Annotated in this window: 10 protein-coding genes; 1 reads left to right on the forward strand and 9 read right to left on the reverse strand. The window is 63.2% G+C overall.

Features of this window, described 5'->3' with window-relative positions; all coding sequences use genetic code 11:
* Nucleotides 1-136: 136 nt before the first annotated feature.
* On the reverse strand, nt 137-739 hold the full coding sequence (locus C7I36_RS06865) for a transglycosylase SLT domain-containing protein (protein ID WP_106452982.1): 603 nt from the start codon (nt 737-739) through the stop codon (nt 137-139).
* A gap of 206 nt (nt 740-945) precedes the next feature.
* Here C7I36_RS06865 and C7I36_RS06870 point away from each other — a divergent pair, with 206 nt between their 5' ends.
* Nucleotides 946-3,210, forward strand: coding sequence for an arginine/lysine/ornithine decarboxylase (locus C7I36_RS06870; RefSeq protein WP_106452983.1), 2,265 nt, complete (start codon nt 946-948; stop codon nt 3,208-3,210).
* A gap of 2 nt (nt 3,211-3,212) precedes the next feature.
* Here the strand turns inward: C7I36_RS06870 and C7I36_RS06875 are convergent, their stop codons facing one another.
* The 8 genes from C7I36_RS06875 to C7I36_RS06910 all read right to left on the reverse strand — a co-directional run bounded on the left by C7I36_RS06875 (nt 3,213) and on the right by C7I36_RS06910 (nt 11,648).
* On the reverse strand, nt 3,213-3,812 hold the full coding sequence (locus C7I36_RS06875; protein WP_106452984.1) for a glutathione S-transferase: 600 nt from the start codon (nt 3,810-3,812) through the stop codon (nt 3,213-3,215).
* 91 nt (nt 3,813-3,903) lie between these two features.
* Nucleotides 3,904-5,154 carry a flagellar hook-associated protein FlgL gene (flgL, locus tag C7I36_RS06880; RefSeq protein WP_106452985.1) on the reverse strand — a complete coding sequence of 417 codons (1,251 nt, stop codon included), beginning with the start codon at nt 5,152-5,154 and terminating at the stop codon, nt 3,904-3,906.
* Nucleotides 5,155-5,163: 9 nt separating this feature from the next.
* On the reverse strand, nt 5,164-7,092 hold the full coding sequence (gene flgK / locus C7I36_RS06885) for a flagellar hook-associated protein FlgK (RefSeq protein WP_106452986.1): 1,929 nt from the start codon (nt 7,090-7,092) through the stop codon (nt 5,164-5,166).
* A 9-nt stretch (nt 7,093-7,101) separates the two neighbouring features.
* Entirely contained in the window at nt 7,102-8,067 is a 966-nt protein-coding gene (gene flgJ, locus C7I36_RS06890; protein ID WP_106452987.1) for a flagellar assembly peptidoglycan hydrolase FlgJ, read from the reverse strand.
* Between the two features lie 82 nt (nt 8,068-8,149).
* Complete coding sequence (locus C7I36_RS06895) at nt 8,150-9,253, reverse strand: flagellar basal body P-ring protein FlgI (RefSeq protein WP_425445036.1); 1,104 nt, start codon at nt 9,251-9,253, stop codon at nt 8,150-8,152.
* A gap of 159 nt (nt 9,254-9,412) precedes the next feature.
* Nucleotides 9,413-10,087, reverse strand: a complete 675-nt coding sequence (gene flgH, locus C7I36_RS06900; protein WP_106452989.1) for a flagellar basal body L-ring protein FlgH — start codon at nt 10,085-10,087, stop codon at nt 9,413-9,415.
* A 14-nt stretch (nt 10,088-10,101) separates the two neighbouring features.
* Nucleotides 10,102-10,890 (reverse strand): flagellar basal-body rod protein FlgG, encoded by a 789-nt coding sequence (flgG, locus tag C7I36_RS06905; protein WP_106452990.1) that lies wholly within the window; start codon nt 10,888-10,890, stop codon nt 10,102-10,104.
* Between the two features lie 11 nt (nt 10,891-10,901).
* Entirely contained in the window at nt 10,902-11,648 is a 747-nt protein-coding gene (locus C7I36_RS06910) for a flagellar basal body rod protein FlgF (protein ID WP_106452991.1), read from the reverse strand.
* Nucleotides 11,649-11,836: the final 188 nt, after the last annotated feature.

The raw sequence follows: 11,836 nt of genomic DNA on the forward strand, positions 1-11,836 counted from the left end.
CGTTTATTGTGAGCAAGTAAACCTGGAACGCAGGCGGCCAGCCTGCGTTAGCCCCCAAAGGGTGCCGTAAAATTGCCGCCTTGCGGCACATGGCGGGCGAGCCGCCCGCGCTCCACCAAGCCCCCCAAAGGGGTCGTCAGAACCACCCTTTGTTCAGCTTGTCCTTGCAGCCCCAGTACTGGCCGGCATAGCGCTGGGCGCGGGCCTCCACCTTGCGCGACACCCCCAGCAGCCAGCGCTTTTTCAGGTGGCTGCCGCGCCGGTAGCCGCCCCAGCCTTCGTGGTAGTTGAGGTACTGGCCGTAGGCATCCCATTTGGAGATGCCATTCAGCCGGCTGGTCTTGCTCATGTACCAGCCCATAAAGTCCATGGCGTCGTCAAAGTCGTCCCGGTCGGCCCAGTCGTTGCCGGTTTCCCGCCGGTAGTCGGCCCAGGTTTCGTCCTTGGCCTGGGCATAGCCGTAGGCGCTGGAGGCCCGGCCGTAGGGGATGAACAGGAACCAGCGCATGGGCGGACGGGCGTCGTGGCGAAAGCTGCTTTCCTGGTACATCATCGCCATGGTGACGTGCACCGGCACCCCCCATTTTTCCCGGGTCTTGTTGGCGGCCTTGTGCCAGCCGCCGTGCTGCTCGAAGATGGCACAGATGTTTTCCGGATTGCGCGGCGGCGCCGTGGCGCAGCCGGCCAGCAACAGCGCCAGCAGGCCGGCGCAGGCCAGGGAAGGGAGATGTCTGAACATGGGTAGCCTCTGCGTTGGACCAGTTTCGCATAGTGCCTGCGCCGCCGGCATTTTGCCAGTGGCGGCGCCGGCGGCCGGCCTGGCGAGGCTGTTATTTAGTCATGCCAAATGCATAGTTATACTTTGTCAGCGCCCTGGCCAGGCAGTAGAATGCGGATCGGCTAAGCTCTTCCACTGAGCATGTGTACCGCAACCAAGGAAAACTGATGCGCTTTTATTTCCCCATCGTCATTATTGATGAAGACTTCCGCTCCGAGAACACCAGCGGCTCGGGCATCCGGGAGCTGGCCTCCGCCATCGAAAAGGCCGGCATGGATGTGGTGGGCTACACCAGCTATGGTGATCTGACCTCCTTCGCCCAGCAACAGAGCCGCGCCGCCGGTTTTGTGCTGTCGATCGACGACGAGGAGCTGGCCGGCAGCCGGGAAGAAGCCCATTCGGTGCTGGAGCAGTTGCGCCGCTTCGTGGAGCAGATCCGCCACCGCAACCCGGACATCCCCATTTACCTTTACGGCGAAACCCGCACCGCCCGCCATATTCCCAACGCCATACTGCGCGAGCTGCACGGTTTCATCCATATGCACGAAGACACCCCCGACTTCGTGGCCCGGCATATCATCCGCGAGGCCAAAAGCTACCTCGACTCCCTGGCGCCGCCCTTTTTCCGCGCCCTGACCCACTACGCCCAGGACGGCTCCTATTCCTGGCACTGCCCGGGTCATTCGGGCGGCGTGGCCTTTCTGAAGTCGCCGGTGGGCCGGATGTTCCACCAGTTTTTCGGCGAGAACATGCTGCGCGCCGACGTGTGCAACTCGGTGGACGAGCTGGGCCAGCTGCTCGACCATACCGGTCCGGTGGCCGCCAGCGAGCGCAACGCCGCCCGCATTTTCAATGCCGACCACCTGTTTTTCGTGACCAACGGCACCTCCACCTCCAACAAAATCGTGTGGAACTCCACGGTCGCGCCCGGCGACATCGTGGTGGTGGACCGCAACTGCCACAAGTCGATACTGCACGCCATCATGATGACCGGCGCCGTGCCGGTGTTCCTGATGCCGACCCGCAACCACTACGGCATTATCGGCCCCATACCGCGCAGCGAGTTCGAGCCCGAGCGCATCCGTGAAAAAATGCAGGCCAACCCCTTCTGCCGGGAAATCCTGGCCAGCAACCCCGATGCCAAGCCCCGGGTGCTGACCATCACCCAGTCCACCTACGACGGCATTCTCTACAATGTGGAGGAGATCAAGGGCCTGCTCGACGGGGAAATCGAGACCCTGCACTTCGACGAGGCATGGCTGCCCCACGCCGCCTTCCATGATTTCTACGGCGACTACCACGCCATCGGCGAAGGCCGGCCGCGCTGCCGGGATTCGATGGTGTTCTCCACCCAGTCGACCCACAAGCTGCTGGCGGGCCTGTCCCAGGCGTCCCAGATCCTGGTGCAGGACGGCGAGGCCAACAGGCTCGACCGCCATGTGTTCAACGAAGCCTACCTGATGCACACCTCCACCAGCCCGCAGTATGCCATTATCGCCTCCTGCGACGTGGCGGCGGCCATGATGGAAGAGCCCGGCGGCACCGCCCTGGTGGAGGAATCCCTGGCCGAGGCGCTGGAATTCCGCCGCGCCATGCGCAAGGTGGACGACGAGTACGGCTCCGACTGGTGGTTCAAGGTATGGGGGCCGGACGATCTGACCGACCATGGCCTGGACCACCGGGATGCCTGGATGCTGCGTTCGGAGGACGGCTGGCACGGCTTTGGCGACATCGAGCCCGGCTTCAACCTGCTCGATCCCATCAAGGCGACCATACTGACCCCGGGCCTGAACATGAAGGGAGACTTCGCCGAGTCCGGCATTCCGGCGGTGGTGGTAACCAAATACCTGGCCGAGCACGGCATCGTGATTGAAAAAACCGGGCTGTATTCGTTTTTCATCATGTTCACCATCGGCATCACCAAGGGCCGCTGGAACACCATGGTCACCGAGCTGCAGCAGTTCAAGGACGACTACGACAACAACGTGCCCCTGTGGAAGATACTGCCCGAGTTCGTGCAGAGCCACCCCAGCTACGAGCGGGTCGGGCTCAGGGATCTGTGCGATCAGATCCACCAGATCTACAAGGAAAACAACGTGGCCAAGCTGACCACCGAAATGTACCTGTCGGATCTGGTGCCGGCCATGAAGCCGGCGGACGCCTTCGCCAAAATGGCCCACAAGGACATCGAGCGGGTGCCGCTGGACGCACTGACCGGCCGCACCACGGCGGTGATGGTGGCGCCCTACCCGCCCGGCATTCCGCTGCTGATCCCGGGCGAGGTGTTCAACGACATCATCGTCAGCTACCTCAAGTTTGCGCGGGCCTTCAACCAGCGCTTCCCGGGCTTTGAAACCTACATCCACGGCCTGGTGGCGGAAGAAATCGAGGGCGAAACCCGCTATTTCGTGGACTGCGTGGCCGCCGGCTGAGTTCAGGCCGGCCGGCTGTCCTGCATCGATGGCCGGGCGCTGAACAACTTGAACCAGGCGTCGAGCCGGCCATGGTCCCGGCGCCAGTCGAGCTCGGGAAAGCGGAAGTCCAGGTAGCCCAGGGCACAGGCCAGGGCCAGGGTACCGATATGCACCCGGTCGGCAAACTCGGGCACCTGGGCGTCAGCGGTATGCAGGGCGCGGCGGATCTTGCCGTGCAGGCCGTCGAGCCAGTCGTCCCATTGCCGCTCCTCGGGGCGGGTGACCTGCTCGTAGCGGGCCAGCAGGGCGGCGTCCATGATGCCATCGGCCAAAGACTGCAGCACCAGCGCCGGCCAGCGGCCCGGCCCCTGGGGAAAGAGCCCGGCGCCCTGGCGGGCGTCGATGTATTCGCAGATCACCCGGCTGTCGAACAGCACTGTGCCGTCCTCGGCAATGGCGGTGGGCACCTGGCCCAGGGGGTTGTAGATGGCAATGTCCAGGTTGGGCTGCACCGGACTCGGCTGGGCGGCGATCAGCTCCAGTTCGCCAAAGCCGGCCTCGATGGCCAGGGCCTGTACCTTGCGGGCGAACGGAGAAGCGGGCGAGGTGTAGAGTTTCATCACAAATCCTTGTTATTCAGGCTGTTGAGGAAACCCAGTGTAGCAGAGAAGAACACGGCGGGCCCATGCCCGCCGTATTGCGCCAGAGCGATCAGATGTAGTTGAACAGGCTCATGCCCTGGACCTTGCCGAACATGGTCTGGGTGGCCTGCAGCGCCACCATGGCCTGGTTGAGCTCGCCCACCGCCCGGGCGTAGTCCAGGTCTTCCATGCCGCCGCGCACCTTCTCCAGGGTCAGGCTCATGTCTTCATGGTTGGTTTTCTGGTTGTCCAGGCGTAGCAGGCGGTTGCCGGTGTCGGCCCGCACCCGGGTAAAGTGCGAGGACACGGCGTCCAGCTCGTCCAGCACCTCGGTCAGTTCGCTCTGGCCGCTGGGGGTGTTGTTGTCCTGCTGCAGCCAGGCCAGGGCCCGGTTCAGGCTGTCGAACACATCCACATGATCCTGACCGCCGCCGTCGGCCCGGTTGGCATCCAGGGTAATCTGGTCGCCCGCCCTGGCCTCGCCGCTCAGCACCAGGGTGATGCCGCCGGCCTTGATGGCCTGCCCGGCCTGGTAGGGCTGGGGCGGAACGGGATCGCCATTCTGGTCCAGCAGGGGATCGCCGTTTTTATCGGCCAGCCCGACCTCCAGCACTCCGCCGTTGTCGGCAAAGGTCAGCGTATAGGGTTGCAGGTCGGCAAAGTCGCCCCGTTCGGAAATCACCGCACTGTCGAGCCGGAGGTTGTGCTCGCGGTTGTCCGCGGTCAGCTGATAGCCGGCGGTAAAGTCTCCCCTGGGGTTGGGCACCTGGCCGAACACCAGGCGGCCGTCGTGGTTGGTGGCCACCTTGACGCTGTCGCCAATCTGCATCTGCCGCTGGCCGCCGTCGCCGTTGTAGGTGACGCTGCCGTCGGGCTGCAGGGTAAAGGGCGGATTGTCGGTCTGGAAGCCGCCGAAAATATACTGGCCGAATTCATCCCGGCTGTTGGCCAGATCGACCAGCTCGTCGATGCGGTTTTTCAGCTCGGTGGCGTAGGCGTCCCGCTCATCCTGGGTAAAGGTGCCGTTGTTGGCCTTGAGCAGGATTTCCTTGCTTTGCTGGAGCAGGTTTTCGCCCATGCTCAGGGCCGATTCCTCCCGCCGCAGCCGGTTTTCGGCCAGATCGATGTTCTTGCTGTACTGCTCTATCTTGCGCAGCTCGTTCTTGTAGTTGACCACGCTGTTCATCGCCACCGGATCGTCGGCGGCGGTCTGGATGCGCAGGCCGGAAGACAGCTTGCTCATCATGTCGTTGGCCTGGGCGGTCTTGCCGGTAATGTTGTTCAGCTGGGACTGGAAAATATTGAAAGTGGAGACGCGCATCATGGCTCCTTAGCGTATCTGCAAGACGGTATTCATGGTTTCGCTGGCCACCGTGACCACCCGCGCCGCCGCCATGTAGGCCTGCTGGAAACGCAGCAGGTTGGCCGCTTCCTCGTCGAGGTTGACCCCCACCATGGACTGGACCCGGTCGAAGGACTGGCTGTAGGCGGCGCTCGCCGTTTCCGAGCGGATGCGCTGGTTGTAGGCCATGGCGCCCACTTCCACCGTGGTCTGGTTGAAGCTCTGGCTGAGGGTGGAGCGGCCATTGTTGAGCAGGGCCTGGTTTTTGATGCCGGCCATGGCCACGACGTTGGCGTTGTTGCCCGAGCCGCTGACGTTTTCAATCTCAAACCGATCAAAGTCCTTGGGATCGCCCTTGACGGTGATGGTCAGCCCCTCGACCGTAATGACCGGGTTGTCCGGATCGAAGGCCGCGGTCAGGGTCTGGCTGTCGCCGGCGCCGTCCACGTAGCTGACGGTATAATCGCCGCCCTCGAAGCTGACCGTCCAGGGTGATGACTTGCCGGGCAGTGCGCCGGTGCTGTCGCTGATGTTCAGTTCCAGGGCGGCGGTGCCGGTGTTGTCGCTATCGGCGACCGCCATCACCTGGCCGGAAGCAGCAATCTGCTTGCCGTCGCCGATGGCGACCTTAAGCTCGCTGGCCGCCATCCGGGTCGGGCGGATCCGCATTTCGTCGCCCGTGGCCGGGGTGCCCTGCAGGTCCAGGCTGATACCGTGGTTCTGCTCCAGGCCGGCATTCAGCTCGGCCAGGTCGGCAAAGCTCTCTTTCTTGCCGCTGGCCAGGTTGGTCAGCTGGTAGCCGCTGCCGGTATAGCTCAGGCTGTATTCGTCCCCGCTGAGCTTGCCGGTGTCGGTAATGGTCACCGCGCCGGTGACGGCGGCGTTAGTGGTCAGGAAGCGGCTGCCCTTGGCCGAGTCGCTGTTGATGTCGTTGAACATGTTCTGGCCCGGCAAGCCGTTGAGATCCACCCCCTGGGACTGGGCCTGGTTGAACACATCGGCAATGGCCACCGCCACCTTGCCGATATCGCTCAGGGTCTGGGGCAGTACCTGGTCGCGAAACCGGAACACCGCCCCCAGCTCGCCGCCCAGAGAGGCGCCGTCGAGGCGGGTGCCCGAACCGGATACCTTGGGATTGACCAGGTACAGTTCGCTTTGCAGGGGATCGGGCTTGCCCGGGCGCTCCTGCAGCTGGTAGGCCTGGCTGCCGCTGACCAGGGGCTCGCGACCGCCGAGCAGCACGGTGATCATGCCGTTGTTGCTGTCCTTGATGGTGCTGATCTTGACCTCGCTCGACAGCTCCTCAATCAGCTTGTCGCGCTGGTCCATCAGGTCGTTGGGAGTTCCCTTGAGGCCGGCCTGCTGGATTTCCTGGTTCAGGGCGGCGATGGCGGCGGCCGTTTCGTTGATGTATTGGGCACGGGTGCCGATTTCCCGGGAGTTGATGGCCATTTCCTGGGTAAAGGAGTCGTACAGCTGGTTGTACTGGCTGGCAAGATCCTCGGCCTTGGCCAGGGTGATGTCCCGGTTGCCCAGATCGCCCGGGTTGTCGACGATGGCGTTGAGCGCCCCGTAGAGGTCATCCATGCTCTGGCTGATGGCCTTGTTGAGGTTGCTCAGGCTTTGGTCCAGGTAGGAAAGGTGCTGGTGCAGCTGGGCCGCGCCGGCCTGCTCGGTATTGTTGGTCAGCAGATCCTTGAAGGCGTATTCCTGATACAGCCGGGTCACGTCCGACACCTGGGTGCCGGTGCCCAGGTGCAAGCCTCCCTGCAGCAGGCTGGTATTGGTGATCTGCTCAACCCGCTGGCGATGATAGCCTTCGGTATTGACGTTGGCGATGTTATGCCCGGTGGTGGCCATCTGGGCCTGGGCCGCCATCAGTCCGCTGACGCCGGTTTGATACAGATCGATTGCCATGGTGTTTCCTTATGCTTGCGAAACCATCTTGGTGACGGAATTGAAGATGGACGTCAATTTGTCGGCATACCTGGGGTCGGTGGCGTAACCGGCCTGCTGCAGCGCCTGAAAATATTGCCGGGGGTTGCCGGTCTGGTCCAGGGCCTTGCCGTAGCGGGGGTTGTCTTGCAAAAACCGCACATAATCGTTAAAGCTGTCGTTGAACGAAGCATAGGATCTGAACGGTGCCTGAACCTTGACGGCGACGCCCTGCTCGTATTCCAGGGTGTTGACCCAGGTTTTCTCTGCCTTCCAACTCTTATCGGCCTTGATGCCGAAAAGATTATGGCTGGAGGGGCCATTTTTTTTGCCGATGATTTTTTTGCCCCAGCCCGTTTCCAGCGCCGCCTGGGCGATCATCGCCTCGGGCGCCAGGCCAAGCTTTTTACCCGCCTCGGTGGCGGCCGGCAGCAGGTTGCGCACGAACTCTTCCGGCGAGCCGAAGCGGGTGCCGGCCTCCAGGGTGACGGCGGGGGAGCTGTTTTGCGCGGCGCTCAGGGGCGGCCGGGCGGGCGCCTCGGCGGTGGTATCACCGGCCTTGGGCGGCCTTATGGTGCGGCCCGAAAAGCGGCGCGCATCGGCCAGGTCGAAATGCCGGGCCGCGGGCGCCCCGGCCTCCCCCCCGCCCAGCTGGCGCACTATCATATCCGCCAGCCCCAGGCTGCCCTGGCGGCTCAGCTCGCTGGTCATCTGCTGGTCGTGCATGTCCTGGTAGAACTGGGTATGGCGGTTGTTCATCGGGCTGTCCGCTTCGAACGCCCGGTTGGCCTCGCGCATCGATTTGAACAGCTGCTGGGTAAACAGGCTCTCGAACTGGCGGGCGGCCTCGTCCAGCGCCTTGCCCCTGTCTTCGGCGAACGCCTGCTGGCGCAGCCGGTCCAGCCCCTGGACATCGTTGACCAGGAGGCTGTTCTGAAACGAGTCGATACCTTTCATACCTTAATATCCGTCAGTTTGGCTTGGTTACAGCCGGGGCATGCCACCGGCGCCAGTGCACGCGGCCGCTCCGCCGAAGGCGTCAGATCACCACCAGTTCGCCCTGGATGGCGCCCGCCTGGCGCAGGGCCTCGAGAATCGCGACCAGGTCGCCGGGGGCCACACCCACCTGGTTGACCGCCCGCACCAGGTCGTCGAGGGTGGTGCCGGTATCCAGCTTGAACATGCGCCCGTCCTGCTGCTCCACATTGATGGTGGAATTGGGCACCACCACGGTGTCGCCGCCCGCCAGGGCATTGGGTTGCGACACCTGGGGATTTTCGTTGATGGTGATGATGAGGCCGCCGTGGGTGATCGCCGCCGGCTTCAATTGCACCTGCTGGCCGATCACCACGGTGCCGGTGCGGGAGTTGACGATAATCTTGGCGGCCTCGTCGGCCACGTCCACGCTCAGGTTTTCCAGGCTGGACAGGTAGCTGACCCGCTGTCCCGGATCCCGGGGGGCATAGACCTGTACCGAGGTGGCATCCAGCGCCTGGGCGCTGTTGGGGCCGACCAGGTCGTTGATCACCTCCGCCATGCGCTTGGCGGTGGTGAAATCGGGCCGGTGCAGGTTGAAGGTAATGGTGTCGCCTCGGCCGAAGGAGCTGGCGACTTCGCGCTCCACCATGGCGCCGCCGGGAATGCGGCCCACTGTGGGGGTATTGATCATGATGGAAGAGCCGTCGGCGCCTTCGGCCCCCAGGCCACCCACCACCAGGCTGCCCTGGGCCAGGGCGTAGACCCGGCCGTCCACCCCCTTGAGGAAGGTTTGCAGCAGGGTGCCGCCGCGCAGGCTCTTGGCCTCGCCGATGGCGGAGACGGTGATATCGATGGTCTGGCCCGGCTTGGCGAAGGGCGGCAGCTCGGCATGCACCGCCACCGGGGCCACGTCCTTCATTTTGGGCCTCATGTTTTCCGGCACCGTAATGCCGAAGTTATTGAGCATGGTACGAAAGGTCTGTTCGGCAAAGGCGTTGTTGCGCTCGCCGGTGCCAGGCAGGCCGACCACCAGGCCGTAGCCCACCAGCTGGTTGGCGCGCACCCCGGCCACCGAGCTGATGTCCTTGATGCGCGCGGCCTGGGCCGGCGCCACCATGGCCGGCAACAACAGCAGGCTCATCAACAAAGCGGTAAATGGTTTCATCAGTTCACCCCAAGGGAGTACGAAAATGTTATCGGCCGAATCAATTCGACGCTATGCATCGGATACCGAGCCGGCATCCGTTGGTCGAATAAATCCGACCCTACAGCCCCGCCCCGCAAGCTCGGTGTTTTTCTTCAAGCTTCCAGCTTCAAGCTGCTGTTAAAACGGAAACCAGGGGCCGTTGAAAAAGCGCGCCAGCCAGCCCCGGCTCTGGGTATTGGCAAAATCCCCGGTGCCGCCGTAATAAATGCGCGCATTGGCCACCCGGGTCGACTCCACCCGGTTGTCGGCGCTGATGTCCTGGGGCCGGACGATGCCGCTGATGCGCACGTATTCCTCGCCGGTATTGAGCATCAGCCATTTTTCCCCCTGCACCGCCAGGTTGCCGTTGGCCAGCACCTGGGCCACGCTGACCGTGATGCTGCCCTGCAGGCTGTTGCTCTGGTTGGTGTTGGCCTGGCCGTCGAACTCGTTGTTGCTCGACATGCTGGCGGTGACCGGATAGCCGCCGATATTGATGGGCTGGCCGCCCAGGTTGAGCGGATTGATATTGACGCTGGAATCCTTGCCCTGCTGGGTGGTGGCCCGCTTCTGGGCACGGGTGGATTCGGCCAGGTCGATGGTGATGATGTCCCCGACCCGCAGCGCCTTGATATCGGAATACAGGCTGTTGGCGTAGTTGTCCTGGAAAATGGCGCCATCAGGCTCCAGCATTTCCTGCTGCACGCCCGGGATCACCGGCGCGTAGGCGGGATCGTCAGGCTTGGGTGTATAGGGGGTGCTGGTACACCCGACCAAAAGGGCGCCCAGGACCGGAGCCAACAGAATACGCATTGCCATTTCCTCGATTACAGCTGCTGGTTCACGTAAGCCAGCATCTGATCCACGGTGGAGATCACCTTGGAGTTCATTTCATACACTCGCTGGGCCTGGATCAGGTTGACCAGCTCTTCGGTCACGTTGACGTTGGAGGTTTCCAGCATGCCCTGCTTGACGGTGCCCAGGCCATCGGCCCCGGCAATGCCCTGCAGCGGCGCGCCGCTGGACTGGGTTTCCAGGTAGAGGTTTTCGCCCTTGGGCTGCAGGCCGGCGGGGTTGACGAAGTCGGTCACGATAATCTGGCCGATCACCTGGGCTTCGGCCTGGCCGGCCAGCTGCACCGACACCTCGCCGTTGGTGGCCACGCTGATGCTCTGGGCATTTTCGGGGATCTGCATTTCCGGCTGCAGCGGATAACCGTTGCCGGAAGTGACGATAACCCCTTCGTCGTTGAGCGCGAACTGGCCGTTGCGGGTATAGCCGATGTTGCCGTCCGGCAGCAGTACCTCGAAAAAGCCGCGTCCGTCGAGCATCACATCGAGGGCATTGTCGGTGGTCTGCACGCTGCCCTGGGTAAAGGTTTTCTGGGTGGCCACCACCTTGGAGCCGGCGCCCAGCATCAGCCCCGAGGGCAGGTCGGTGTCGGCCGTGGCCCGGCCGCCGGGCTGGTGGATATTCTGGTACAGCAGATCCTCGAAAATGGCCCGCCCCTTCTTGAACCCCACCGTGCTGGCGTTGGCCAGGTTGTTGGAGGTGACCGAAATATTGGTTTGCTGGGCGTCGAGGCCGGTTTTGCTAATCCACAATGCAGGGTTCATCTTGTTCTCCTTTAACTCATGCGCAGCAGCTGGGCATGGGCTTTGTCATTCTCTTCGGCGTGGCTCATCATCTTGAGCTGGGTTTCGAAACGCCGCTGCAAATCGATCAGGTGGGTCATCTCGGCAATCGGATTGACATTGCTGCCTTCCAGCGCGCCGGCAATCAGTTCGACCTCGGCGGAAGGCGCCTCCACCGCACCGTCCTTGCGGCGGAACAGGCCATCCAGGCCCTTTTCGATCTCGTCGAGCGCCGGGTTGACGGTTTTAATGCGCTGCAGCTCCTCGCCGCCGTTGGCCGGCTCGCCCTCCAGGCGCGCAAAAATGGTGCCGTCCTTGTTGATTTCAAGCTTTTCCAGCGGCAGCGGCAGGAAAATCGGCGCGCCGCCGTCATCCAGTACATTGAGCCCGGTATTGGTCTGCAGCAGGCCCTCGGGGGATACCCGCAGGCTGCCGAAACGGGTGTAGGCCTCGGAGCCGTCCTTCGATTCCACCGCCAGCCAGCCGTCGCCGGCAACGGCGACGTCAAGTTCCCGACCCGTGGTCTGTATGGGGCCGGCGGCAAAGTTTTGCCCCGGTCTTTCCGCCATGGCAAACACCCGGGTCGGCAGCCCTTCGCCAAAGGCCTGCATGGAACGCGCCTGCTCCAGGTCGGCCCGAAAGCCGGTGGTATTGGCGTTGGCCAGGTTGTTGGCCCGCAGCGCCACGCTGTGCATGTTTTCCTTGGCGCCCGACATGGCGATATAAAGCAGGTGATCCATTTCAGCTCCGTGATTGGCCGAGTGGTAATGGCGGGATTAATGCAAAATTGGTGCCAGCACAAGAAACAGCAGTACGGTTGCACTCCGCCGACACGCTACAAGCCCCTCCCTGGGGCGCTCGAAAATGCCATCCTTGGCATTTTATGGTCGGCTACGGCAATCCCCACTGCTGTTTCGGGCAATCCCGA

Origin of the sequence: Zobellella taiwanensis (genome assembly GCF_003012795.1) — a bacterium.
GTDB lineage: Bacteria > Pseudomonadota > Gammaproteobacteria > Enterobacterales > Aeromonadaceae > Oceanimonas > Oceanimonas taiwanensis.